This is a genomic window from Ideonella sp., from assembly GCF_035254525.1.
Taxonomy (GTDB): domain Bacteria; phylum Pseudomonadota; class Gammaproteobacteria; order Burkholderiales; family Burkholderiaceae_C; genus Ideonella.
The window spans coordinates 14,900-39,960 of the sequence record NZ_DATFAN010000135.1; the positions used below are offsets into that span (position 1 = coordinate 14,900).

The following is a 25,061-nucleotide window of genomic DNA, read 5'->3' on the forward strand; positions in this document are numbered from 1 at the left end:
AACCTCGCAGGGTCGGGACGGGCACGCCCACGGCGGATGCGCTGAGGGCGTGGCGGCGGAACGGGCCATCAGGCAACCGGGCAGCGCGCAACCGGGGGGCGAGGCCGGTCAGCGGCAGCGGGCGCCGCCGTTCAGGCGAGGGCGGGGCGGGGTGGCCGGTCGAGCCGGCCGAGCACGAAGCGCACCGGCGTGGCGCCGGGCGGCAGTGCCGCGAAGCTCGCGACGACGGGGCTGCTGAACTCGACCGCGTGGGCCGGCAGCGCCAGGCCGGCGCAGCAGGCGGCGCAGGCGCTGCACTTGTGGCCGAGGGACGTCGTGCTGTCGGCCGGGTTATCGGCCGCCGGGCCATGCCCATCTCCGACGTGATGGCCGTCATGCCCGTGGCCGGCATGCGCAGCATGCGCGTGTGGGGAGGCCGGCCCGTGCGCGTGCATCACCCCGGCATGCGCCGGCCCCGCGAGCGCGAGCGGCCCCGGCTGCGGCGACGTCGCGCAATGCAGCATGCCGACGGCGGCGACCCCCTGAACGGGAATCGCCAGCGCCATCAGCCACACCAGCATGAAACGCCACAGCGAACGCATGGGCGTTAATGTATCCAAAGCGCCCCCCGGCCACGCCGGTCGGCCCCAAAGCCCCCCTGGCTTGAGGGCGCTCAACCGGCTGCGCGTGGCCCCCCGCTACCTTGCCTACACGATGGATCTGCTGGCTCTCTCACCCTCGCGCTGCAGGAGCAACAGACCCGCGCACTGGGCGTGAGCGTCTTTCACCCATGCCCGACGGACTCCAACGCTCTGAGATGATCGCGTTCACGTTGGAGCACGACTATCCGGCCGGCCTGGACCGCCTGTGGGCGACTCTGGGCCAGCGCGACTATGTCCGGCAGAAGTACCGTGCACTGGGCGCGAGGGCCCTGCGGCTGCGCCGCTTCGCGGCCACGGCCGAGGCGATCGACGTCGATCTGGAGCGCGACGTCGTCGCCGACCGCGCTCACCTGCCGGCCTGGGTACGCGTGCTGACCACCGAGCGCCAGACGCTGCGCCACCGCTCGGCCTGGCATCGCAACGGCCCCCGCGAGGCCGAGGCCGCGATCGACATCACGCTGCTCGGCCTGCCGTTGCAGGCGCACGGCCGCGGCACGATCAGGCAACTGGCGCCCGGGGCCTGCAGAATGACGATGGACTGGCGGATCGAGACGACCCTGCCGCTGGCGGGCGACGCCGCCACGTTGCTGTTCGGCCGCGAGGTGCGCGCGGCGCTCGATGCCGACCACGACTTCACGTTGCGCTACCTGCAGTCGCACCCCCTCCCCGAAGCCCTGCGATGACCACCGCGCCGGGCAGGGTGGCGGCCACCTGCCGGGCCAGGTCGATGGCCCGCTGCGCGGCGGGCGAGCGGGTCCGGCCGCGAAGCCAGACCGCCTGCACGTCGGCGTAGAGCGGCGGCGCGGCACCGGCGAGCGTCAGGGCCTTCAGTGACCGCGTCGAGGCGGCCACGAGCGCGTGGGGCAGCACGACCGCCAGGTCGCTGTGCTGCGCCAGGTGCAGCAGCGTCGGCAGGTCGTCGCATTCGGCGCGCAGCGGGAAGCCCGCGGCGCCGTCGAAACCCAGCCCGCGCGCCAGTGCGTCGCGCAGCTCCAGCGGCGTGAACACCGACGCGACGCCGTAGCGCTGCAGATCGGCCGGCCGGACGACCCGCTGGCGCGCCAGCGGGTGGCGTGCACGCACGTAGAACGCACCTTCGAGCTGGGCGATGGGCGCCGTCTCCAGCCGGGCGTCGGGCGCCGCCAGCCGCGGGTCGGCGAGAAAGAAATCGATCGATTCGGCGTGCAGCAGCGTGAGCAGGCTGGCGACGTTGCCGCTGCGCACATGCATGACCAGGCCCGGCGCTTCGCGATGCAGGCTCGCCAGCAGCGGCGCCACCAGGGTGGCGGCCGGGAACGGGCCGGCCCCGAAGCTGACGTCGCCCAGGTCGCCTTCGCGCAGCAGGGCGACATCGCGCTCGAGGCAGCGGCTGTCGAACAGGAGCTGCCGCGCTCGCTCCGCGATGACGCGGCCGGCGGGCGTGAGCACGGCGCCCTGGGGGCCGCGGTCGAACAGCCGCAGGTCGAGCTCGCTCTCGAGCGCCTGGATGCTGCGGCTGAACGCCGCCTGGCTGAGGTGGACCCGCTCGGCCGCCGCGACGAACCGGCCTTCGTCGGCGAGGGCCACCAGGTGCCGGAGGTGTCGCAGCTGCATATGCATGCCATGCAATGAATGCCTGAACATTATGCATTGGACGTTCATGCCGGATTCACCGATCCTGCGCGCCATTCGAGCGAAGGGCCGCGATGGCCCCCAAGGAGACACAGGCCATGCGGCCCATGGAATTCGACTACGTCATCGTGGGCGCCGGCTCGGCCGGCTGCGTGCTCGCGTCGCGCCTGACCGAGGACTCCCAGGTCAGTGTCTGCCTGCTGGAAGCCGGCGGGCCGGACCGCAGCGTGCTCATCCACGCGCCGGCGGGCGTGGTCGCGATGGTGCCCCGGCGCATCCACAACTACGCCTACGAGACGGTGCCGCAGGCTGGCCTGGGTGGCCGCTGCGGCTACCAGCCGCGCGGCAAGACGCTGGGCGGCAGCAGCTCGATCAACGCCATGCTGTACGTGCGCGGCCACCGCTGGGATTACGACCACTGGGCCGCGCTGGGCAACCTGGGCTGGTCGTGGAACGAGGTGCTGCCGTACTTCCGTCGCGCCGAGAACAACGAGACCTTCGGCGACCGGCCGGCCCATGGCCGGGGCGGGCCTCTGAACGTGACCGCCCTGCGCAGCCCGAGCCCCATCAACCGGGCCTTCCTGGCCGCGGCGGCAGCCAACGGCCTGCCGGTGATCGACGACTACAACGCGGGGGAGCCCTTCGGCGCCTTCATGTACCAGGTCACGCAGCGCAACGGCGAGCGTTGCAGCGCCGCCAAGGGCTACCTTACGCCCCACCTGGCGCGGCCCAACCTGAAGGTGATCACCGGCGCCACCGCGTCGCGCCTCGCCTTCGATGGCGCCAGGCCATGCGCCGTCGAGGCGAGCGTCGGCGCCGAGCGCATGAGCCTGCGCGCGCGCCGCGAGATCGTGCTCAGTGCCGGGGCCTTCGGTTCGCCGCAGCTGCTGATGCTGTCGGGGATCGGGCCCGGCCCCGAGCTGCAGCGGCTGGGCATCCCCGTGCGGCGAGACCTGCCGGGCGTCGGCCAGAACCTGCAGGATCACATCGACTACGTGCAGACCTGGCGCACGCGCAACGACAGCGCGACCTTCGGGCTGTCGCTGCGTGGCGGCGCGAAGCTGGCCGCGGCCGCGCTGGAGTGGAAGACGCAGCGCACCGGCATGATCACCAGCTCGATCGCCGAATCGGGCGCCTTCCTGCGCTCCAGCCCGGATGTCCCGGTGCCCGACCTGCAACTCGTCTTCGTGCAAGGCATCGTCGACGACCACGCGCGCAAGCTGCACTGGGGGCACGGCATCTCGTGCCACGTCGACGTGCTGCGGCCGCACAGCCGCGGCCGCGTGAGCCTGGCAAGCCCCGATCCGCGTGCCGCGCCGCGCATCGACCCCCGCTTTCTCGACGACGAGCGCGACATGGCGCTGCTGCTCAAGGGCGCACGGTGGCAGCAGCGCATCGTCGAATCCGCGCCCTTGAACGGCATCCGCGGCCGGATGCTGTACCCGGTGCGTGCCGACGACACGGCCTCGATCGCGGCCGACATCCGTGCGCGGGCCGACACGCAATACCACCCGGTGGGCACCTGCAAGATGGGGCGCGACCCGCTGGCTGTCGTGGACGACCGCCTGCGGGTGCACGGTGTGCCCGGCCTGCGCGTCGTCGACGCCTCGATCATGCCGACGATCGTCGGCGGCAACACCAACGCGCCGACCATCATGATCGGCGAGAAGGCAGCGGACCTGATCCGCGCCGATGCACAGGCGGCCTGACCTGGCGACCGAAAGAGGGCATTCATGTCACCACGTTCCGCGCTCGCCGCGATCGTCACGCTCGCGCTGCTGGCCGCCGGCTGCGGCAAGCACCCCGGTATCGGCGGCGTGGCCGGCGATGCCACGCCGGCCACCCAGGCCGCCAACCACCAACTCGCCCAGGGCCTGAGGCTCGACGACCCGCGGGATGTCGAGGACGCGCGGCGTGGCTTCATCGCGCGCCCGGCCGGGCAGCTGCGCGCCGCCGACGGCAGCGTGCTGGTCGACTTCGACGCCTGGAAGTTCCTCGACGGGCCGGCACCGCCGACGGTGAACCCCAGCCTGTGGCGGCATGCGCTGCTGAACGCGCAGACCGGCCTGTTCAAGGTCACCGACGGCATCTACCAGCTGCGCGGCTTCGACCTCGCCAACATGACGCTGATCGAGGGCCGCAGCGGCTGGATCGTGGTCGACACGCTGACCGCGCGCGAGAGCGCCGCCGCGGCGCTGGCCTTCGCCCGCCAGCACCTCGGCAACAAGTCGGTGACCGCCATCGTCTTCACGCACAGCCACATCGACCATTTCGGCGGCGCGCTCGGCGTGGCCAGCCCCGAGGAGGTGGCCGCGCGCCGGATCCCGGTCGTCGCCTCGGCCGGCTTCATGGACGAGGCGACCAGCGAGAACGTGATGGTCGGCACCGCGATGGGCCGGCGCTCGGCCTACCAGTTCGGCAAGGACCTGGAGCGCTCGCCCCGCGGCATGGTCGACACCGGGCTCGGCAAGGGCGTGGCCTACGGCAACTTCGGCATCCTGCCGCCCACGCAGCTGATCACCGAGCCCACGCAGGAGCTGGTGCTCGATGGCGTGCGCTTCGTGTTCCACAACGTGCCCGGCGCCGAGGCGCCGGCCGAGATGACCTTCGAGATCCCCGACCGCAAGGCCTACGGCGGCGCCGAGAACCTCGCCCAGACCATGCACAACCTGCTGCCGGTGCGCGGCGCCAAGGTGCGAGACGCGCTGCGCTGGGCCGGCTACATGCAGCAGGCGCTCGACCAGCTCGGCGACGCCGAGGTGTACTTCGGCCAGCACAACTGGCCGGTCTGGGGTCACGACCGCATCGCCGAGTTCATCACGGTCCACCGCGATGTCTACAAGTACACGCACGACCAGACGGTGCGCCTGATCAACGCCGGCTATACGCCGCGCGAGATCGCCGACATGGTGAAGCTGCCGGCCTCGCTGCAGCAGCACTTCGGCGCCCGCGGCTACTACGGCGACCTGCGCCACAACGTGAAGGCGGTCTACCAGTTCTACCTGGGCGCCTACGACGGCAACCCGGCCCGCCTGGACCCGCTGCCGCCGGAGGAATCGGCGCGGCGCCACATCGCGCTGATCGGCGGCCCCGACAAGGCGGTGGCCGCCGCGCAGGCGGCCTTCGACCAGGGCGAGTACCGATGGGCCGCCGAGCTGCTGGACGAGGCCGTGTTCGCCGCGCCCGACCATCGGGCCGCCAAGGACCTGCTCGCGCGCACCTACGACCAGCTCGGCTACGCCGCCGAGGCGGCCACCTGGCGCAACAGCTACCTGACCGCCGCGGCCGAGCTGCGCAACGGCCCGCCGGCCAAGGGCGTAGACCGCGCGAGCTTCATCGACATGCTGGGGCAGACGCCGGTCGAGCGTTTCCTCGAGGCCATGGCCGCCGGGCTGGACGGCCCCGCGGCGGGCGGCAAGAACCTGAAGGTCAACCTGGTGCTGTCGGACCTTGGCGAGTCCTACGTCCTGTGGATCGAGAACGCGGTGCTGCACCACCGCAAGGCCCCGCCGGCGCCCGACGCGAACGCGACGCTGACGCTGACCCGCCCGATCTTCGTGAAGATGATGGCCGGCACGGCCGGCGTGAAGGACACGCTGATGAGCGACGACCTCCACGTCGACGGCAGCCGCATCGACCTGGTGCGCTTCTTCAGCCTGATCGACAAGGCCAGCGGGACCTTCCCGATCGTCACGCCCTGAACGGGCGCAGGGCCGGCGCCCTTCGACGCCGGCCCTGCGACATCCCGCTCAGCGGCGCCGCTCAGTGGCCCGACGCCCCCGACGCGCCCAGACCCGTCTCCGAGCGCACCTGCTGCGCCTCGAAGGCCCCGCGTTCCTTCGCGGCCTGGCCGCTGCGGTCGAGGATCGAGAACAGCCAGATGCCGACGAAGCCGATGCTCATCGAGAACAGGGCCGGCGAGGTGTAGGGGAACCAGGCCGAGCCCTTGGGGTTGCCGAGCGTGGCTTCCCACACCGAGGGCGAGACGACCGTCAGGCCGACCGACGAGATCAGGCCGAGGAAGCCGCCGATCACCGCGCCCCTGGTCGTGCAATCCTTCCACAGCACCGACATGAACAGCACCGGGAAGTTGGCCGATGCCGCGATCGCGAAGGCCAGGCTGACCATGAAGGCGATGTTCTGCTTCTCGAACACGATGCCCAGCACCACGGCGACGATGCCCAGCGCGACGGTCGTGATGCGCGAGACCTTCAGCTCGGCGGCGCTGTCGGCCTTGCCGTGCTTGAACACCGTGGCGTACAGGTCGTGCGAGACGGCCGAGGCGCCCGACAGCGTCAGGCCCGCCACCACCGCGAGGATGGTCGCGAAGGCCACGGCCGAGATGAAGCCGAAGAACACGTCGCCGCCGACCGACTTGGCCACCAGCACCGCCGCCATGTTGGCCGTGCCCGCGCCGCCCTTGATGACGCCCTTGGCGACGTCGGCGTACTCGGGGTTGGTCAGCACCAGCGTGATCGCGCCGAAGCCGATGATGAAGATCAGCACGTAGAAGTAGCCGATCCAGGTCGTGGCCCAGAAGACCGACTTGCGGGCCTGCTTCGCATCCGGCACGGTGAAGAAGCGCATCAGGATGTGCGGCAGGCCGGCCGTGCCGAACATCAGCGCCATGCCGAAGCTGATCGCCGAGATCGGGTCCTTCACGAAGCCGCCGGGGCGCATGATCGAGCCGCCCAGGGTGGCCGCCTCTTCCGGCGTCTTGCCGGCCGCGGCGGCGATGGCGGTCTTGACCGCAACACCCTTGGCGAACAACGCCTCGGGGCTGAAGCCGAACTGCGCCATCACCATGAAGGCCATGAAGCTCACGCCGGCCAGCAGCAGGCAGGCCTTGATGATCTGCACCCAGGTCGTGGCCGTCATGCCGCCGAACAGCACGTAGACCATCATCAGCGCGCCGACGATGACCACCGCCATCCAGTACTCGAGGCCGAACAGCAGCTTGATCAGCTGCCCGGCGCCGACCATCTGCGCGATCAGGTAGAAGGCCACGACCACCAGCGTGCCCGAGGCCGCGAAGGCGCGGATCGGCGTCTGCTTGAAGCGGTAGCCGGCCACGTCGGCGAAGGTGAACTTGCCGAGGTTGCGCAGCCGCTCGGCCATCAGGAAGGTGATCACCGGCCAGCCGACCAGGAAGCCGATCGAGTAGATCAGCCCGTCGTAGCCGCTGGCCATGACCGCGGCCGAGATGCCGAGGAAGGACGCGGCCGACATGTAGTCGCCCGCGATGGCCAGGCCGTTCTGGAAGCCGGTGATGCCGCCACCGGCGGTGTAGAAATCGGCGGCCGAGCGGGTGCGCTTGGCGGCCCACTTGGTGATCCACAGCGTGCCGGCCACGAAGGCCGCGAACATCCCGATGGCCGTCCAGTTGGTCGCCTGCTGGGCCGCCTGGCCCAGGTCGGCCCCGGCGGCGAAGGCGCTGCCGGTGGCGAAGGCGGCGAGCAGCGCGGCGATGACGATGCGGGCGCGGGTCATTTGCCTTCCTTCGCGAGAATCTCACGGGTCAGCGCATCGAACTCGGTGTTCGCGCGCCGCACATAGATGCCGGTGATGACGATCGTGAAGACGATCACCCCCATGCCGATCGGCACGCCGATCGTCGTGACCCCTGCGCCGATCGGGATCGACAGGAACTCCTTGTTGAACGCGATCAGCGCGATGTAGCCGTAGTAGACGACCATCATGAACAGGGCGAGCGTCCAGCCGAAGACGTTGCGCTTGCGCTTGAGTTCCTGGTATTTGGGGTTCGCGCGGATGCGCTCGGTGACGGGGTCGCTCATGTCTCGCTCCTGGTTCGATGGGGTCGAGCGAGTGTGGGTCGGCGGTCTGACCCCGCACTGACCGCGCGCTGACCCGGGGCTGACGAGTCCGCGCGCGACTCAGGCCGACGTAAGCGTGCGGGCCGAATATGCTGGCGAGAACACCGCCGTGCCCAACGCCTTCAACTTCAACGCCTCGCCGTTCGACTGCCTGGACGGCAGCGAGCGACAGCTGGTGCGCGACCACGTCGACATCGCCTACTTCCGCGAAGGCGCGGTGATTCTTGATGCAGGTCAGCAGGCCCTGCATCTGTTCGTCGTGATCAAGGGCCATGTGCGCCAGCTCGATGGCGACGAGCTGGTCGATACGCTGGGCCCCGACGATTGCTTCGACGGCCGCGCCCTGGTGGCGGGCCAGGTCGTGGGCCGCTTCGTCGCGGCCGAGGAGGTGCTCGCCTACCAGCTCGCGCGGCAGACGGTGCTGGACCTGATCGCGCGCAACGTCACCTTCGGCGCGCTGCTGTTCGCCGACCTGTCGAAGAAGCTCTCGGCACTGGCCGAGCGCGACAGCCAGCACGAGCTGCAGTCGCTGGGCCTGACGCGCGTCGAGCAGGCGGTGGTGCGGCCGGCCACCATCGTCGACGGCCAGACCGACATCGTCTCGGTGGTCAAGGTCTTCCAGGCGCAGCACACCGGCAGCGTGCTGGTGCGCGATGCCCGCACCACGCCGCCGCGCCTGGGCGTCTTCACCACCAGCGGGCTGCAACGGGCGATCCTGCACGGCGCGCCGCTGGCCGAGCTGCCGGTGCGCGAGCTGGCCACCTTCAAGCTCGTGACGGTGCGGCCCGGGGACCATCTGTTCGACGCGCTGGCGCTGATGATCCGCCACCAGGTGCACCGCGTGGTGGTGGCCGAAGGCGAGCGCATCGACGGCTTTCTCGAGCAGGTTGACGTGCTGAGCTACCTGTCGAACCACTCGTACCTGATCACGCGCCAGATCCTCGAGGCGCGCGACCTCGATGGCCTCACCGACGCTGCCGCGCACATCACCCGCCTGATCGGGCTGCTGCACCGCGGTGGCACCAAGGTGGCGCTGATCGCGCGGCTGGTGCAGGAGCTCAACGCCAAGCTGTTCGAGCGGGCCTGGCAGCTGATCGCGCCGGCCGAGCTGGTGGCCAACAGCTGCCTGTTCGTGATGGGCAGCGAGGGCCGCGGCGAGCAGCTGCTGCGCACCGACCAGGACAACGGCCTCGTGCTGCGCGACGGCTACGTGCTGCCGTCGGACCTGGATGTGATCTGCTGGCGCTTCTCGGCCGCGCTGGCGCGCTTCGGCTACCCCGAGTGCCCCGGCCGCATCATGCTCAGCAACCCGTCCTGGCGGCAGGATGCGAGCGGCTTCGGCCAGACGGTGCGGCACTGGCTGCAGGCCGCCGATGCCGAGGGCCTGATGGCGCTGGCGATCTTCGTCGACGCCCACGCGGTGGCCGGCGACCCGGCGCTGCTCGAGCAGGTGCGCGCCCGGCTCGATGCCGCCGTGACCGACAACGATGCGATGCTGGCCCGCTTCGCCGCGGCCATCGACGCCTTCGAATCGCACGGCGGCTGGTGGAACCGCCTGTTCACGATCGGCGACGCGCCGGCCGAGCGGCTGGACCTGAAGAAGGCCGGGCTGTTCCCGCTGGTGCACGGCGTGCGCGCGCTGGCGCTGGAGGCGCATGTCGGCGCCACCGGTACCGTCGCGCGCATCGAGGCGCTGGTGGCAGCCGGCCGCCTGCCCGCCGACCTGGCGCCGGACCTGATCGACAGCCTGCACTTCTTCATGGAGCTGAGGCTGCGCGCGGGCCTGGAGGCGCTGGAGCTCGGCCGGGACAACGACCGCGCCATCGACGTCAACCGCCTCGGCAGCCTGGACCGTGATCTGCTGAAGGATGCGCTGGCGGTGGTCAAGCGCTTCCGGGCATGGCTGCGCCAGCGCTATCGGCTCGACATGCTGTGAAGGTGAATTGGCTGTCGCCCGGCTCGTGGTGGCCGGCGCTCAAGCAGGAGTGGCTGCTCTACCACCTCGGCGACTCGCGTTTTCGCTTCATGTGGGACGAGCCGCCGCCCGACGAATGGGTGGCGCTCGATTGCGAGACCACCGGGCTGAACGTGCACCGCGACCAGATCATCTCGATCGGCGCGCTGCGCATCGCCGGCGACCGGCTGCTGACCAGCGAGCGGCTGGAACTGCTGGTGCGGCCCAGCCGCGCGATCTCCGCCGACGCGGTGCGGGTGCATGGGCTGCTCGAGCGCGAAGTCGCGGGGGGGCTGGAGCCGGACGACGCGATGATGCGGCTGATGCACTTCATCGGCCCGCGGCCGATCGTCGGCTACTACCTCGAGTTCGACATCGCGATGATCGACCGGGCCGTTTTCCCGCTGCTGGGCATGGGGCTGCCGCAGCCGAAGATCGAGGTCTCGGCGATGTACTACGAGTACAAGCTGCGGCAGCTGCCGCCGTACCAGCACGGCGCCGCGATCGATCTGCGCTTCGCGACGATGATGCGCGAGCTCGGCCTGCCCGAGCGCCATGCGCACGATGCGCTGAACGACGCGGTGATGGCCGCGCTGGCCTTCGTCAAGCTGCGCCACCTGCTGGGCCGCTGAGCGCCCCCAGGTCCGGGCTGCGCCCGGCCCGCCCCCCGAGGGGGGCCGAGGAACTCGGGAGCGGCCCGTCGTTCCTCGTGATCCAGCCATCCACCTCCCGCTCGAGCACCGTCAGCGGCAGCGTGCCCTGGGCCAGCACCCGGTCGTGGAAGTCGCTGATCGAGAAGTGGCTGCCCAGCGCCTCGCGGGCCCGCTGCCGCAGCGCCTGGATCTTCATCGCCCCGATCTTGTAGGCCAGCGCCTGGCCGGGCGCGGCCATGTAGCGTTCGGTCGCCAGCCGGGCCTCGGGCTCGGTGCTGCCCTCGGTGTCCATCATGTAGCGCATCGTCGCCTCGCGCGTCCAGCCCCTGGCGTGCAGGCCGGTGTCGGTGACCAGGCGCACCGCGCGCAGCAGCTCCATCTGCAGGTGGCCCAGGTGCTGGTTCGGGTCGTCGTACAGGCCCAGCTCGTGGCCCAGCGTCTCGGCGTAGAGCGCCCAGCCCTCGCCGTAGGCGTCCGTCCAGCCGTAGCGGCGGAAATCCGGCAGCGCCAGCTCCTGCTGCAGGCTGATGTGGAAGTGGTGGCCGGGCTGCCCCTCGTGCAGCAGCAGCGAGGTCATCGAGGCGTTGTTGTACTTGGCCGGCACCGTCGGTGCGCCGACGAAGAAGATGCCCGGGCGCGAGCCATCCGGCGTCGGGCCGTTGTAGTACGGGCTGGTCGTCGCGCGTTGCAGCTCGGGGATCAGGCGGATCGCGAGCGGCTGCTTCGGCCGGCGGCCGAACAACTGCGACAGCTGGGGCACGACGCGTTCATTCAGCGCCGTGTAGGCCTTCAGTATCTCGTCCCAGCTCCTGTAAGGGCGGAAGCGCGCCTGGGTCTCGTGCCAGCGCAAGAAGGCAGTCACGTCGCCCTTGAAGCCGAACTTCGGCTGCAGCGCGGCCATCTCGGCGCGGATGCGTTCGACCTCGGCCAGGCCCAGGGCATGGATGTCGTCCGCGGTCATCGTGGTGGTGGTGTGCAGGCGGACGCGCCAGGCGTACCAGTCGGCGCCACCGGGCAGCGCACCGAGGCCCGCGCTGGTGCGGCAGGCGGCGAGGTAGGGCCCCTGCAGGAAGGCGATCAGGCGCTGCATGGCCGGGCGGATCTGGCCGGCATAGGCCGCGTGGTAGGCGCCGGTGATGCGGGTGCGCTCGGCGCTGGTGAAGCCGCGTGGCATCACCTTGAGTGCCGCGCCGAAGGGGGTGCGCTCCAGCGTTGGCGCGGCAAGGCTCCTGAGTGCCGGCAGTCCCGAAACAATCAGCGCCCGCGGTACGGTGATGCCCTTGGCCATGCCCTCGCGCATGTTGGCGATGGCCTGCGCGCTGTAGTCGGGCAGGTACAGCAGGCGCTTCAGGTAGTTGTCGTAGTCGGTGGGGGTCTTCAGCGCCTGGGCCTGGTCGCCGCCGGCCAGGTTGGCCAGCATCAGCGGCAGCCCGCCCCACTGATTCATCGGCATCAGGTGGTCGGGGTAGGCGACGGCCTCGAGACCCTCGCGCGCCTCCCGCGCCAACAGATCGCGGCTCAGCTGCTCGGCCGGCCCCAGCCCGGCGGTGGGCAGCGCGGCCAACTCACGCTCCACGCGCTCGTTGAGCGCGCGCTGCCTGGCGATCTGGGCCGGCGCAATGCCGATCGACAGGCGCCCCTCGTACTTCGGCTGCGCAAGCAGCGCCGAGGCCTGCAGCGGGTCCAAGTCCATCCGGTCGGCGAAATAGCGGGCGGCGATGTCGGCGAAAGCCGCGCTCGGCCCTTCGGTCGCGGCGGCCCGCACGGCATGCCACGGCGCGGTAAACGCCGCTGCGGCGCCCAGCGCCGCCTTGCCCCAGTCTCGTCGGTTCAGCATCATCTGGCTCCCCTTTTGAAGGCGCGATGTTGCCGCGGCGCCGGCGGGCATGGCGCATCGGTGCGACCGAAGCCGGCATAGGCGGAGTGAATCCGCCGTTGACGGCATCAGTGTGGCACACCGACACAAAAACTTACCCGGCGACCCAGGGGCAGGCTGTCGGCCGGCCCGCCGGGCCTGGCGTTGACAAGCCACCACGGTCAACGTGGCCTAAGGAGATCCGATGAAACGCTGGTGGATGGGTGCGATGGCCTTGAGCGCGGCGGTGCTGGCCGCCCCGGCTCGCGCCGACATGACCTTCTACGAACACAAGAATTTCGAGGGCCAGGCCGTCACGGCGCCGCGTGCGGTGCCCGACCTGCGCCGATTCGGCTTCAACGACCGCGCCTCGTCGGTGGTGGTCACCGGGGAGGCCTGGGAGGTCTGCGAGCACGTGGACTTCCAGGGCCAGTGCATGGTGCTGCTGCCGGGCCACTACCGCTCGCTGCAGGACATGGGCATGAACAACCGCCTGTCGTCGGCCCGGCCCGCGCGCCGCGACGTGCCCTACCACGAGGGCCGTTATGCGCCGCGCCCGGTGGATGGCGAGATCACCTTCTTCGAGCATGGCGGCTTCCATGGCCGCGCGTTCCGCGCGCAGGGCGAGGTGGTCGACCTGGGCCGCTTCGGCTTCAACGACCGCGCCTCGTCGGTGATGGTGCTGGGCGAGCGCTGGGAGGCCTGCGAGCACGCCGGCTTCGGCGGCCGTTGCGTGATCCTGCGGCCGGGCATGTACCCGAGCCTGGGGGCGATGGGCCTGAACGACAGGCTGTCGTCGGTCCGCCCGGTGCACCCGACCGCGCGCTTCGACGACGCGCGCTACGCGCCAATGCCGCAGCCGGTGTACGACTGGCGCCGCCGGCCGCAGGAACAGCTCTTCGAAGCCAGCGTGGTCTCGGCCAACGCGATCTTCGCGACGCCGCAACAGCGTTGCTGGGTCGAGCGTGATCGGGTGGCGCGCGAGCCCAACGCCGCCGGCGCGGTGATCGGCGGCGTGATCGGCGGCATCATCGGCCACCAGATCGGCAGCGGCTCGGGCCGCGATGCCGCCACCGTCGGCGGCGCGGTCGTCGGTGCCGTGATCGGCGCCAACGCCGACCGCGAGCGCGGCCCGGTGCAACGATGCGCGGCCGTGCCGCCGCAGGGTGCACCGGAATACTGGGACGTGACCTACGTCTTCCGCGGCATCGAGCACCACGTGCAGACCACCTTCGCGCCGGGCCCGACGGTCACGGTGAACGAGGCCGGCGAGCCCCGCCTGCAGCAGTGAGCGGGAGGGCTCAGGCCGTTCGCCCGGCCCACACCACCGGCCGGGCCGCGGCGGACCGTGCGCGCAGCTGCCCGCAGCCGCCGTCCACGTCCTGCCCCGCCGACTGGCGCAGCTTGGTCAGGATGCCGCGGCGGTGCAGCGTGCGGGCGATCTCGGCGGCGCGCTCCCAGCTCGGGCGGCGGTAGTCCAGCCCGTCGACCTGGTTGTACGGGATCATGTTGAGGATCGCGTACCGGCCCTGCAGCAGCTGCGTGACCGCGTCGATCTCGTCGTCGCCGTCGTTGATGCCTTCGAGCAGCGTCCACTGGTACTGGATGGGGTAGCCGGTGGCGCGCGCATAACGCTCGCCGAGGTCGACCAGCTCGGCCGGCGTGATGCGCGGCGCGCGCGGCAGCAGCCGCTCACGCAACTCGGGCTTGGTGGTGTGCAGCGACAGCGCCAGCGCCGGCTTCACGCGCCCGAGCGGCAACCGCTCGAAGACGCGCCGGTCGCCGACGGTGGAGAACACGAGCTGCTTGTGGGCGATGCCGCCGGCCGTGCCGAGCAGGTGGATCGCGTCGAGCACGTGGTCGAGGTTGTGCGCCGGCTCGCCCATGCCCATGAAGACGACCTTCTTCACCGGCCGCTTCGCCCGCGCCAGCGCGACCTGGGCCACGATCTCGGCACTGCCGAGCTGGCGCAGCAGGCCGTCGCGGCCGGTCATGCAGAAGGTGCAGCCGACCGCGCAGCCGAGCTGCGTCGACACGCACAGCCCGTCGCGCGGCAGCAGCACGCTCTCGACCGCCTGCCCGTCCGACAACTCGACCAGCAGGCGCGCCGAGCCATCCTCGCCCGGGTGCTCGGAGCGGATGCGTGCCAGCGACTGCAACTCGTCGTCGAGCGCCGGCAGCGCGTTGCGCAGCGCCTGCGGCATGAAATCCTCGAGCCGGCGCCGGCCGCTGGTCTGCGGCAGCGCATTGGCCCACAGGCGCAGCACGCGCTCCTCGTGCGCCGGGTTGGCGCCGAGCGCGCGCAGGCGCTGGCGCAGCGCGGGCAGGGTGGCGATGACGGAAGGCAAGGGGCTCAGGCGGACGTGGCAGTGTCTCGGGCGAGTGGTCGGTGTCGACCTCGTCCCAATACGACATTGTCGCCGCCCTGCGGGTCAGCCGGCCACGCGCGTCACTCCGACCACTTGATCACGTAGTTCGGGCCCAGCGAGTTCATGCCGCCTTGCATCAGCAGCACGCGCGAGCCATCCAGCGTCGCGGACTTGTAGCCGCAGCCCGCGTAGGTCTCGGGCTGCTTGGCCTTGTACCAGCCGCCACCCGCCTTGCCGTAATAGATGATGTCCGGCGCCGTGTCCTGGTTGCTGGTGTAACAGGCTGACTGGTGGAGCGCGACGTACACGTCTTTCAGCCCGTCGGCATTGAAGTCGCCCACCGTCAGGGCCTGCGGCGTGAACACCGGCTTGTTCTGCAGCGCCGGCGTCTCGAAGTAGTTGCCGGACCCGCTGTTGAGCCAGATCTGGACGTAGTTCTGGGTGGTGATCAGCACCAGGTCGTCGCGGCCGTCGCCGTTCATGTCCACCAGACGGGCATCGCGCCAGCGGGCCGCCAGGGCCGGGGACGACAGCTCGGTGAAGTCACCGTTGCGGTTGTTGATGTACAGGTGCCCCACGTCGTCGCGGTCGCACACGGCCAGGTCGTCCCAGCCGTCACCGTTGATGTCGCCCTTGACGGCGCAGAAGAACCCGCGCGCGCCGGTGGCCAGGGTCGGCACCTCGACGAAGGTCGCATTGCCCTGATTGACGAACACGTGGTTGAAGTTCGGCTGGCCGTCGGCCCGTTCGGTGGCGTCGTTGGTGACGTAGATGTCGGGGTAGCCGTCGTGGTTGAAGTCGAAGGCGACCGGGATCCGGCCTCGGCCGTAGATGTCGTAGGCACCGTGGTTGGCCACCTTCCTGAAGCTGCCGTCGTAGCGTTGCAGCCACAGCTCGTTGTAGCCCTTGCCCGTGCCTTGCAGGGCGCCGACGGCGCAGTACATGTCCATCCGGCCGTCGCGATTGAAGTCGGCGGCGTCGCAATCGTGCCGGTCGACCATCACGAACACCTGCGAGCTCGGCACGTAGCCGGTGGGGCTCCAGTACCAGATCCTGTCGGTCTCGTCGTGCCCCGAGACGAAGAAGTCGTCGTGCCCGTCGTTGTTGAAGTCGGCGACCACCCAGCCCCAGTCCTTGGTGGTTTCGAGGTACTCGGCGCTGTACTGCGCCTGCTGCTGGGCGTGGGCCATCCAGGGATGCATCGCCATCAGCGAAGCGGCCAGCCATGCGGCGAAAGTCTTCATGGGTTCCCCCTGTCGAGTTCGAAAGTGCTGCTACTGCACCATCGACGCTGGCCGTCTCGCTTGCGCCAACGCAAGCGGCGCCGGCCGGGCACCTGCCGGATGCAACGGGCTTGACCGGGGGCAGGGGGGCAGCGGCTCAGGCAGCGCCGGGCCGCCTCAGACGGCCGCTTCGACCACCATCTGCAGGCGCTGCTGGCCCTGGAACTCGTCCAGGCTCAGGCGGTAGGCCAGGCGCACCCGTGCCGGCAGCGGCTCGGCGTGGCCGAACCAGATGGCGTCGCGCAGCGTGCCCTGGTGCTTCAGGCGCAGCTTCAGGTGCTTCTCGCCAACCAGCCGTTGCTGGATCACCTCGACCTCGTCGCAGAACACCGGGGCCTCGAAGCCTTGGCCCCAGACCTCGGCATCGAGCCGGCTGACGGTGTCGGCGTTGAAGTACTCCAGCGGCAGCGGGCCATCGGTGGCGAGCTGGCGCAGCAGCGCCGCCGGCTGCAGCCATTCGCGCGCCACCGCCTGCAGCGCGGCATCGAAGGTGTCGAAATCCTCCTCGGCCAGCGTGCAGCCGGCGGCCATCGCGTGGCCGCCGAACTTCTTCAGCACGCCGGGGTGGCGCTTGCAGACCAGATCGAGCGCATCGCGCAGGTGGAAACCGGCGATCGAGCGGCCCGATCCCTTGAGGAGCCCGTCGTTGCCGAGCGCGAAGACGAAGGTCGGCCGGTGCAGCCGGTCTTTCATGCGCCCGGCGACGATGCCGACCACGCCTTCGTGGAACTCGGGGTCGAACAGCACGACGGCGGGTGGCGCGTCCCCTTCGGGCATCAGGGTGTCCAGCATGGCCTCGGCCTGCTCGCGCATGCCGGCCTCGAGCTCGCGCCGCTCGCGGTTGATGGCATCGAGCATGCGGGCCAGCTCGCCGGCCCGCACCGGGTCGTCGCTGGTCAGGCACTCGATGCCGAGCGTCATGTCCGACAGCCGGCCGGCGGCGTTGATGCGCGGCCCGAGCGCGAAACCGAAGTCGAAGGCCGAGGCACGTGCCGGCTCGCGCGACGCCGCGGCGAACAGCGCGGCCACGCCCGGCTGCATGCGGCCGGCGCGGATGCGCTTGAGGCCTTGCGCGACGAGGCGGCGGTTGTTCGCATCGAGCTTGACCACGTCGGCCACGGTGCCGAGCGCGACGAGGTCGAGCAGCGCATCGAGCCGGGGCTGGCTCGCGGCATCGAAGCGGCCGCGCGCGCGCAGCTCGGCCCGCAGCGCGAGCAGGGTGTAGAACATCACGCCGACACCGGCCAGCGCCTTGCTCGCGAAGCTGCAGCCCGGCTGGTTCGGGTTGACGATCACGTCGGCCTCGGGCAGCACGATCTGGCCGTCGACGAGCGCCGGCAGGTGATGGTCGGTCACCAGCACCTTGATGCCGAGCGCGCGCGCGTGCGCCACGCCGGCATGGCTGGCGATGCCGTTGTCGACGGTGACCAGCACGTCGGGCCGCTGCGCCCGCGCGAGGTCGACGATCGCCGGCGTCAGCCCATAGCCATGGACCTGGCGGTCGGGCACCACGTATCCCAGCGCGCCGGGCGCCGCGCCCAGCATCGCCAGGCCGCGCAGCGCGACCGCGCAGGCGGTGGCACCGTCGCAGTCGTAGTCGGCCACGATGCACAAACGCTGGCCCTGCTCGATCGCGTCGGCGAGCAGCCGCGCGGCCTCGACGCTGCCGCGCAGCTCGGTGGGCGGCAGCAACTGCGGCAGGCCGTCGTCGAGCTCGGCCGGGCTCTTGACGCCGCGGGCGGCGAACAGCCGTGCGAGCAGCGGGTGCACGCCGCTCTGCTCGAGTGCAAACGCGGTGCGCGGCGGCACGTCGCGGGTAATGAGGACCCCCACGCTCGCTGGCGCTCGCTGCCCCCCGAGGGGGCTCTTGCAGCGGACCGGCGAAGCCGGATCCGCGCAAGGACTTGGTTCAGGAAGCAGGTGCGTCATCAAAGGGCAGTCAAGATGGGCAAGGGGTTCGTGCGCCGCGGCGCCAGCAGGCCGCGCCGCCACCAGGGCCGGGCGGCAGGGGCGAAGGTCTGGGCATGGCGCTCGCCGCACAGCGTGAGCTGCACCGGCTCGCCGGCCTCGGCGCGGCGCAGTGCGTCGGCCAGCGGGCCGGCATCGAGCGCGGCCCAGGCCTCGGCCCAGGCGGCCCAGTCGTCCGCCAAGGCCGGGCCGCGCAGGCGATCGTCGACCTGCGCGGCATCGGGGCGGGGGGCCGGCTGGGTCTGGCCGGTGCCGCTGAGCCAGAACGAATTGACGGGCAGCAGCCCCTCGGCCTCGCGCGCCTCGTTCAGCGGGTGGCGGTGCAGCAGCATCTGTGCCTCGGCCTGCAGCCGGCGCACCGTGCGCGCGGCGGGCTGGTCGCCCAACCAGAGGTCGACGTTGCGGCCGACCACGCGGTCGATCGATGCGCTGGGCAGGCTGGCCAGGCTCGGGTGGCGGGCGTACCAGCGCGAGGGGGCGCCCCACAACAGCATCCAGCCGTCGCCCTCGAACAGCGGCGCGAGCGCGTCGAACAACAGGCGCGACAGCGCCTCGTCCAGCCCCAGTGCCGCGGGGTTGCCGAGCGAGACCTGGTCGGTGCCGACATGCCAGTGCGCGGGGCTCAGCAGCGCCCATCCTTCGTCGCCGGCGCTCACCGCCAGCCCGTCGCGCTGGGCGGCCAGCGCGGCGAAGGGGCGCAGCCCGTCATCGGCCGGCGCCCAGCCCCAGGCCCGGGCCAGGGCACGTTCGTGCGGCGGCGTCAGGCTCAGCTCGTCGCCCTCGTCACGCTCGGTGGGATCGAGCCTGGCCAGCAATTGCTCGAGCTTCGGCAACTGCAGCGCGGACAGGGCCTGGCCGGCGGCGGGCGACAGGGCGGAGGCGAAGGGGAGCACGAGGTGCATCCGCGAATTATCGGTGGCGGCCCGGCTCGCATTGCGGGCATCACCGGGCAGGCGTATCGGCCGAGGAACCATTCCTATACAGTCGGCCGATCAGATGCCGATAAAGGCATGCATGCGCCTTCGCCAGGCCCGTGCCAAGACAGGGAGTCACGCCATGCCTGATGCCTTCACCTCACCCCGCGCAAGGGTGCGCCCATGACCCTGCGGGCCTGACCCTCACGCGAGCGTCGCAGATGGTGGCGGCGGAAACCGATCGCGCTTCGCCCGCCCGGGTGCTGGCGCCGTTCGTCCTGGTGATCGGCGTGCTGCTGGCGTTGTGCATCGGCGGCTTCCAGGTGCTGTCGGCGGTGCGCGCCTATGTCGGCGGCGAGAGCCTGTGGTCCAAGGGCCGCAGCACGGCGGTTGCGCAGTTGCGGCTGTATGCCGCCACCGGTTCACCGTCCGCCTGGCAGCGCTTCGAGGCGGCGCTGGACGTGCCGCTGGGCGACCACGAGGCACGCGAGGCGCTGGATCTGCCCCAGCCCGATATCGAGCGCGCCCGTGCCGGCTTCCTGCGCGGCGGCAACCACCCCGATGACGTGGACGGCATGATCCTGCTCTACCGCGCCTTCAGCAGCAGCCCGCTGATGCGCGACGCGGTGGCCGATTGGCGCGCCGGCGACGAGTTGATCGACGAATTGCGCCGCGCCGGGCAGGCGCTGCGCGCGCGGCGGGCGGCCCCGGAGTCGACGCGCGGCGACGAGCTGGCCCCGCTGGACGTCGAGCTCGATGCGCTCGACGCGCGCCTGGTCGCGCGCGAGAAGCACTTTTCCGAGTCGCTGGGCGTGGCCTCGCGCACCACGCTGCGCCTGCTCGAAGCGGCCGTCGCGGGCCTGGCGCTGCTGATGGGCGTGGTGGTCTTCGCCAATGCGATCCGCACGCTGCGGCGCACCGAGCGGCATCGGTGGCAGCTGGCCCAGGCGCACCAGCGCTGGTCGCTGGCGGCGGCGACGGCCGGCATCGGCGTGTTCGAGTGGCGCGCCGCCGACGATCGCTACCACTTCGACCGCCGCGCCGCGGCGCTGTTCGGCATCCGCGTCGCGCCCGAGGGTGGCACGCTCGAGCGCCAGGCACTGCGCAGCCTGCTGCTGGACGAAGACCTGCCGGCGCTGCGCGAGGCGCTGGCCCGCGCACGGCAGGATGGCGCGGCCTTCCGCGTGCGCTACCGCGTGCGTCGCGCCGACGGCAGCGTGCGCCACCTCGAGACGGTGGGCCTGCAGCAGCCGGGCGATGACGGCAACGTGCGCGGCGTGCTGGGTGTGGTCCGCGACGTCAGCGAAGAAGAGCTCTCCACCCAGCTCAGCATCGACAAGGCCGCCGCCGAGCGCGTGGCCCGGGCGCGCATCGAGTTTCTCTCGCGCTTGAGCCACGAGCTGCGCACGCCGCTGAACGCGGTGCTGGGCTTCTCGCAGCTGATGCTGGCCGACCCGGCCGAGCCGCTGCCGCCCGCGGCCACCAAGCGCACGCAGCACATCGTCTCGGCCGGCACGCACCTGCTGCACCTGGTCGACGACGTGCTCGACGTGACGCGCATCGATGCCGGGCAGCTGAGCGTGCAGGTCGAGCCGGTGGCGCCGGGCGAGGTGCTGCGCGCCGCGCTGCAGCAGGTCGAGCCGCAGCGCCAGGCGCTGGGCATCGCGATCGATGCCGAGCTGCCGCCCGAGCTGCTGCAGGTGCGCGCCGACCCGGTGCGGCTCGAGCAGGTCTTCGTCAACCTGCTGACCAACGGCTGCAAGTACAACCGCCCCGGCGGCCGGCTCGCGGTGCAGCACCGTGTCGACGGCGACCACCTGTGGATCGACTTTCGCGATCAGGGCGAGGGCCTGCAGCCCGACGAGATCGAATCGCTGTTCCAGCCCTTCCGGCGGCTCGCGCGCCATTGGCGCACCGAGGGCACCGGCCTGGGCCTGGTGATCGTCAAGCTGCTGCTGGCCCAGATGGGCGGCGCGATCGCGGTGGACAGCCGACCCGGCCAGGGCAGCACCTTCAGCATTCGCCTGGACCGCTGCGCCGACGCCCGCTGAACGCCTCGGCCATCCGGCCGGGCCGGGCGCTCCGGTAGCATGGCCGCCTCATGAGTGTTATCAATCACCTGCCCTACGAATGGCAGATCGGCTGGCGCTACACGCGCGCCGGCCGGGCCGGCCGCCGCAACGGCTTCATCTCCTTCATCTCCTTCGTCTCGGTGATCGGCATCGCGCTGGGCGTGATGGCGCTGATCGTCGTGCTCAGCGTGATGAACGGCTTCCAGAAGGAGGTGCGCGACCGCATGCTGTCGGCGATCGCGCACGTCGAGATCCTGCAGCCGCAGGGCGCCGCGCTGCCCGATTGGCAGGCGGTGGCCGCCAAGGCCAAGGAGGACCCGGCCGTGCGCGCCGCCGCGCCGTTCATCGCGGTGCAGTCGCTGCTCGCGCGCGGCGAAGACATGCGCGGCGCGGTGGTGCGCGGCGTGCTGCCGGCCGCCGAAGCGCAGATCACCGACCTGGCCGCGAAGCTGCAGGCCGACGGCACGCTGGAGCAACTCGTGCCCGGCCAGTGGCGCATCGTGCTCGGCGGCGAGCTGGCGCGTGCGCTGGGCGTGAAGGTGGGCGACCCGGTCACGCTGATCGCGCCGGGCGGGCAGGTCACGCCGGCCGGTGTGGTGCCGCGCCTGAAGCAGTTCACCGTGGCCGGCATCTTCAATGTCGGCCACTACGAGTACGACAGCGCGCTCGCGCTGATCCACCTCGACGATGCGGCGCGGCTGTTCCGCACCGACGGCCCGACGGGCGTGCAGCTCGAGCTGGTCGACGTGCAGCAGGCGCGCGAGGTCGGCTGGCGCCTGGCCAGCGCGCTCGGGCCCGACGTGCGCGTGCGCGACTGGACCCGCACCAATGCCGCCTGGTACGACGCGGTGCAGATCGAGAAACGCATGATGTTCATCATCCTGACGCTGATCGTCGCGGTGGCCGCGTTCAACCTGGTCTCGACGCTGGTGATGACGGTGACCGACAAGCGCGCCGACATCGCGATCCTTCGCACGCTGGGGGCGAGCCCACGCTCGGTGATGGGCATCTTCGTCGTGCAGGGCGCCACGGCCGGCGTGATCGGCACGCTGACCGGCGTCGGCCTGGGGCTGCTGATCGCCCTGAACGTCGGCGTGATCGTGCCGGCGATCGAGCACGCGCTCGGCGTCGCCTTCCTGCCCAGCAGCGTCTACCTGATCAGCCGCATGCCCAGCGACCCGCAGATGGCCGACATCCTGCCGATCGCGCTGATCTCGCTGGCCCTGGCCTTCCTGGCCACGCTGTACCCGAGCTGGCGCGCCAGCCGCGTGAACCCGGCGGAGGCGCTGCGCTATGAATGACCTGAACACCGTTCTTTCGGCGCAAGGCCTGCACAAGCGCTTCCACGAGGGCCCGCTCGACGTGCAGGTGCTGCAAGGTGTCGACCTCGTCGTACGGGCCGGCGAGACGCTGGCGATCGTCGGCGCCTCCGGCTCCGGCAAGAGCACGCTGCTGCACCTGCTGGGCGGGCTCGATGCGCCGACTGGCGGCGCCGTCACCTTGAAGGGCCGGCGGCTGGACCAGATGGGCGCGGCCGAGCAAGGCCTGTGGCGCAACCAGCACCTGGGCTTCGTCTACCAGTTCCACCATCTGCTGCCCGAGTTCAGCGCACTCGACAACGTCGCAATGCCGCTGCGCATCCGGCGGCTGGCGGTGCCCGAGGCACAGGCCCGGGCGCGCGCCGCGCTGGCCGAGGTGGGGCTGGCCGAGCGGGTGCTGCACCGGCCGGGCGAGCTCTCCGGCGGCGAGCGCCAGCGCGTGGCGCTGGCCCGTGCGCTGGTGGCCGACCCGGCCTGCGTGCTGGCCGACGAGCCGACCGGCAACCTCGACCGCGACACCGCCGACCGCGTGTTCGTGCTGATGCTGGCGCGCGCCCGCGAACGCGGCCTGGCCTTCGTGCTGGTCACGCACGATGCGAGCCTGGCCGCGCGCTGCGATCGCCGGCTGCGGCTCGAGGCGGGCCGCCTGTCCAACGCTGACTGAAGGGGGCCCGCGATGCGCCTGGGCAGTTGGGACGACATCCATCCGCTCGCGATCATCGTGCCGATCGCGGTGACGATCGTGCTGCTGGTGATCCGACTTTTCATCCTGCTGCGCGTGCGCCACCGGCGCCAGCGCGAAAACCGGCAGGAGACCGAGCGCCTGCGCTCGCTGGTGGTCGCCTACCGATCGCTCGCCGGCTCGTTCACGCCGGCCACCGGCGACCACCGGGTCCAGCTGGAGGAGGCGCTGGCCGACATCGTGCTGTTCGGCACGCTCAAGCAGGTGGAAATGGCCGCGGCGTGCGCTACCGCCGTCGTGCGCGGCGAGGCGGTGGTGACCCAGCCGCTGGCCGAGGAACTTCGCGCCGACCTGCGCAACCAACTGGGCTTGGAGCCGATCCCGCCGACGCTCGAGATCCCGCCGTCCGGCCCGGGGCCAGCGCGCATCGGCCCCCGCGGCGGCCGCGGAGACGGCGAGGGCGCGCGCGCCGCGCACGGCCGCTGGCGGCCGCCCGACCCGAGCCCGCCGCGCTGACAGCCGATGCACTGGATCGACACCCACTGCCACCTCGACGCCGCCGAGTTCGACGCCGACCGAGACGCGGTCGTTGCCCGCGCGCGCGCCGTGGGCGTCGGCATGCTGGTGTTGCCGGCGGTCGGCGTTTTCGACTTCGACGCCGTGCGTGCGCTGGCGCATGGCCACGGCTTTGCCTATGCGCTCGGCATCCACCCGCTGTACGTGCCGCGCTCGGCCGACGAGGACCTGGAGCGCCTGGCCGACGCGCTGGCCCGCTGGCGCGACGACCCGCGCCTCGTGGCCGTCGGCGAGATCGGCCTGGACTACTTCGTGCCCGACCCGGACGCCGCGCGGCAGGAGCGCTTCTACCAGGCGCAGCTGAAGCTCGCGCGCGACGCGGGCCTGCCGGTGATCCTGCATGTGCGGCGCTCGGCGGACGGGCTGCTCAAGGGTTTGCGCCGCATCGAGGTGCCCGGCGGCATCTGCCACGCGTTCAACGGCAGCGTGCAGCAGGCCGAGGGCTTCATCGAGCGCCGCTTCACGCTCGGTTTCGGCGGCGCGATGACCTTCGAGCGTGCGCTGAACATCCGCTCGCTCGCGGCCCGGCTGCCGGCCCACGCACCGGTGCTCGAGACCGACGCGCCGGACATTCCGCCGCACTGGCTGTACCGCACGGCCGCCGAGCGCGAGGCCGGGCAGTCGAGCCGCAACGAGCCGGCGGAGCTGCCACGCATCGCGGCCACGCTGGCCGAGCTGCACGGCTGGTCGCTGGCCGAGACCGCCGCGCAGACGACGGCCAACACGCTTGCCGCGCTTCCGCGGCTGGCCGCTCTGACCGCCCTGGCAGCTCCGGGCGCCCCGGACGCCCCGGACGCCGAGCCCCGGTGAGCCGCCTGGCCTGCCCCACGCCGCTGCGCCTGGTCGGGCTGCCGCCGGTGATCGCGCCCGGCACCCGGCTCGTCGTGCTCGGCAGCTTCCCGGGCGTCGCGTCACTGCAGGCCCAGCAGTACTACGCCCACCCGCGCAACCAGTTCTGGCCCATCGTCGGCACGCTGCTCGGCATCGACCTCGTCGCGCTGCCGTATCCGGCGCGCCTGGCGGCGATCCGCGCACGCGGCCTGGGCCTGTGGGACGTCTATGCCGCCTGTGTGCGCGAAGGCAGCCTCGACAGCGCGATCGAGGCCGCCGAGCCGAACGACCTGGGCAGCCTGCGCCGGCGCGCCCCCGGCCTGGCGGCCATCGCCCACAATGGCGGTGAATCGGCGCGCCACATGCGCGTCACCTCCGCGTTGGGCCTGCCCGTCTACCGCCTGCCGTCGACCAGTCCGGCCAACGCGAGCTGGAGCCTCGAGCGCAAGCTGGCCGCCTGGCGCGAGGCGTTCCAGTCGGCGGGGCTGGGCCGCTGAAT

Annotated in this window: 21 protein-coding genes; 12 read left to right on the forward strand and 9 right to left on the reverse strand. The window is 71.5% G+C overall.

From position 1 onward, the window contains the following. Positions 1 to 131: 131 nt before the first annotated feature. On the reverse strand, positions 132 to 581 hold the full coding sequence (locus tag VJ693_RS13265) for a hypothetical protein (RefSeq protein ID WP_324154800.1): 450 nt from the start codon (positions 579 to 581) through the stop codon (positions 132 to 134). Positions 582 to 769: 188 nt separating this feature from the next. Between VJ693_RS13265 and VJ693_RS13270 the strand changes: the two genes are divergently transcribed. Next, positions 770 to 1,324: a DUF2505 family protein gene (locus VJ693_RS13270; protein ID WP_324154802.1), complete on the forward strand. Its 555-nt coding sequence runs from the start codon at positions 770 to 772 to the stop codon at positions 1,322 to 1,324. On the opposite strand, the gene VJ693_RS13275 is transcribed toward VJ693_RS13270, so the two are convergent. Next, positions 1,275 to 2,234, reverse strand: a complete 960-nt coding sequence (locus VJ693_RS13275) for a LysR family transcriptional regulator (RefSeq protein ID WP_324154804.1) — start codon at positions 2,232 to 2,234, stop codon at positions 1,275 to 1,277. The two genes, VJ693_RS13270 and VJ693_RS13275, sit on opposite strands and share 50 nt — an antisense overlap. Positions 2,235 to 2,350: 116 nt before the next feature. Here VJ693_RS13275 and VJ693_RS13280 point away from each other — a divergent pair, with 116 nt between their 5' ends. Next, a complete protein-coding gene (locus tag VJ693_RS13280) occupies positions 2,351 to 3,961 on the forward strand; it encodes a GMC family oxidoreductase (RefSeq protein ID WP_324154806.1) in 1,611 nt (536 codons plus the stop codon). 24 nt (positions 3,962 to 3,985) lie between these two features. Further along, entirely contained in the window at positions 3,986 to 5,953 is a 1,968-nt protein-coding gene (locus tag VJ693_RS13285) for an alkyl/aryl-sulfatase (RefSeq protein WP_324154808.1), read from the forward strand. 61 nt (positions 5,954 to 6,014) lie between these two features. Here VJ693_RS13285 and VJ693_RS13290 read toward each other — a convergent pair whose 3' ends face one another. Next, the gene (locus tag VJ693_RS13290) at positions 6,015 to 7,742 is read right to left on the reverse strand and encodes a cation acetate symporter (protein WP_324154809.1); all 1,728 of its coding nucleotides are present in this window, start codon (positions 7,740 to 7,742) and stop codon (positions 6,015 to 6,017) included. After that, complete coding sequence (locus VJ693_RS13295) at positions 7,739 to 8,047, reverse strand: DUF485 domain-containing protein (protein WP_324154811.1); 309 nt, start codon at positions 8,045 to 8,047, stop codon at positions 7,739 to 7,741. Before VJ693_RS13295 ends, VJ693_RS13290 begins: the two co-directional genes overlap by 4 nt. Positions 8,048 to 8,195: 148 nt before the next feature. On the opposite strand from VJ693_RS13295, the gene VJ693_RS13300 reads away from it, so the two are divergent. Both VJ693_RS13300 and VJ693_RS13305 read left to right on the forward strand, forming a co-directional pair. Beyond that, positions 8,196 to 10,022: a putative nucleotidyltransferase substrate binding domain-containing protein gene (locus VJ693_RS13300; protein WP_324154812.1), complete on the forward strand. Its 1,827-nt coding sequence runs from the start codon at positions 8,196 to 8,198 to the stop codon at positions 10,020 to 10,022. Beyond that, complete coding sequence (locus VJ693_RS13305) at positions 10,019 to 10,672, forward strand: 3'-5' exonuclease (RefSeq protein WP_414652279.1); 654 nt, start codon at positions 10,019 to 10,021, stop codon at positions 10,670 to 10,672. The genes VJ693_RS13300 and VJ693_RS13305 overlap by 4 nt, the downstream gene beginning before the upstream one ends. Here the strand turns inward: VJ693_RS13305 and VJ693_RS13310 are convergent. Then, positions 10,644 to 12,530 (reverse strand): DUF885 domain-containing protein, encoded by a 1,887-nt coding sequence (locus VJ693_RS13310; RefSeq protein ID WP_324154816.1) that lies wholly within the window; start codon positions 12,528 to 12,530, stop codon positions 10,644 to 10,646. The genes VJ693_RS13305 and VJ693_RS13310 overlap by 29 nt on opposite strands. A gap of 223 nt (positions 12,531 to 12,753) precedes the next feature. Here VJ693_RS13310 and VJ693_RS13315 point away from each other — a divergent pair, with 223 nt between their 5' ends. Beyond that, the gene (locus tag VJ693_RS13315; RefSeq protein WP_324154818.1) at positions 12,754 to 13,839 is read left to right on the forward strand and encodes a beta/gamma crystallin-related protein; all 1,086 of its coding nucleotides are present in this window, start codon (positions 12,754 to 12,756) and stop codon (positions 13,837 to 13,839) included. 10 nt (positions 13,840 to 13,849) lie between these two features. Here the strand turns inward: VJ693_RS13315 and VJ693_RS13320 are convergent, their stop codons facing one another. The 4 genes from VJ693_RS13320 to VJ693_RS13335 form a co-directional block, all read right to left on the reverse strand. Continuing rightward, positions 13,850 to 14,896 carry an RNA methyltransferase gene (locus VJ693_RS13320; protein ID WP_324154819.1) on the reverse strand — a complete coding sequence of 349 codons (1,047 nt, stop codon included), beginning with the start codon at positions 14,894 to 14,896 and terminating at the stop codon, positions 13,850 to 13,852. Between the two features lie 101 nt (positions 14,897 to 14,997). Beyond that, positions 14,998 to 16,161 carry a VCBS repeat-containing protein gene (locus tag VJ693_RS13325; RefSeq protein WP_324154821.1) on the reverse strand — a complete coding sequence of 388 codons (1,164 nt, stop codon included), beginning with the start codon at positions 16,159 to 16,161 and terminating at the stop codon, positions 14,998 to 15,000. Between the two features lie 156 nt (positions 16,162 to 16,317). Then, positions 16,318 to 18,033 (reverse strand): single-stranded-DNA-specific exonuclease RecJ, encoded by a 1,716-nt coding sequence (recJ, locus tag VJ693_RS13330; RefSeq protein WP_324154823.1) that lies wholly within the window; start codon positions 18,031 to 18,033, stop codon positions 16,318 to 16,320. Positions 18,034 to 18,128: 95 nt separating this feature from the next. After that, positions 18,129 to 19,070 (reverse strand): hypothetical protein, encoded by a 942-nt coding sequence (locus tag VJ693_RS13335; protein ID WP_324154825.1) that lies wholly within the window; start codon positions 19,068 to 19,070, stop codon positions 18,129 to 18,131. Positions 19,071 to 19,303: 233 nt separating this feature from the next. Between VJ693_RS13335 and VJ693_RS13340 the strand changes: the two genes are divergently transcribed. From VJ693_RS13340 to VJ693_RS13365, 6 genes are read left to right on the forward strand one after another with little or no spacing between them, the layout of a single operon-like run. After that, positions 19,304 to 21,133 (forward strand): sensor histidine kinase, encoded by a 1,830-nt coding sequence (locus tag VJ693_RS13340; RefSeq protein WP_324154827.1) that lies wholly within the window; start codon positions 19,304 to 19,306, stop codon positions 21,131 to 21,133. Between the two features lie 50 nt (positions 21,134 to 21,183). Next, complete coding sequence (locus VJ693_RS13345; protein ID WP_324154829.1) at positions 21,184 to 22,455, forward strand: lipoprotein-releasing ABC transporter permease subunit; 1,272 nt, start codon at positions 21,184 to 21,186, stop codon at positions 22,453 to 22,455. Beyond that, positions 22,448 to 23,137: an ABC transporter ATP-binding protein gene (locus tag VJ693_RS13350; protein WP_324154831.1), complete on the forward strand. Its 690-nt coding sequence runs from the start codon at positions 22,448 to 22,450 to the stop codon at positions 23,135 to 23,137. The genes VJ693_RS13345 and VJ693_RS13350 overlap by 8 nt, the downstream gene beginning before the upstream one ends. 12 nt (positions 23,138 to 23,149) lie before the next feature. Then, the gene (locus VJ693_RS13355) at positions 23,150 to 23,671 is read left to right on the forward strand and encodes a preprotein translocase subunit YajC (RefSeq protein WP_324154833.1); all 522 of its coding nucleotides are present in this window, start codon (positions 23,150 to 23,152) and stop codon (positions 23,669 to 23,671) included. A 6-nt stretch (positions 23,672 to 23,677) separates the two neighbouring features. Beyond that, positions 23,678 to 24,541, forward strand: coding sequence for a TatD family hydrolase (locus VJ693_RS13360; protein ID WP_324154834.1), 864 nt, complete (start codon positions 23,678 to 23,680; stop codon positions 24,539 to 24,541). Next, the gene (locus tag VJ693_RS13365; protein ID WP_414652280.1) at positions 24,538 to 25,059 is read left to right on the forward strand and encodes a DNA-deoxyinosine glycosylase; all 522 of its coding nucleotides are present in this window, start codon (positions 24,538 to 24,540) and stop codon (positions 25,057 to 25,059) included. The genes VJ693_RS13360 and VJ693_RS13365 overlap by 4 nt, the downstream gene beginning before the upstream one ends. The last annotated feature ends 2 nt before the right edge of the window (positions 25,060 to 25,061 follow it).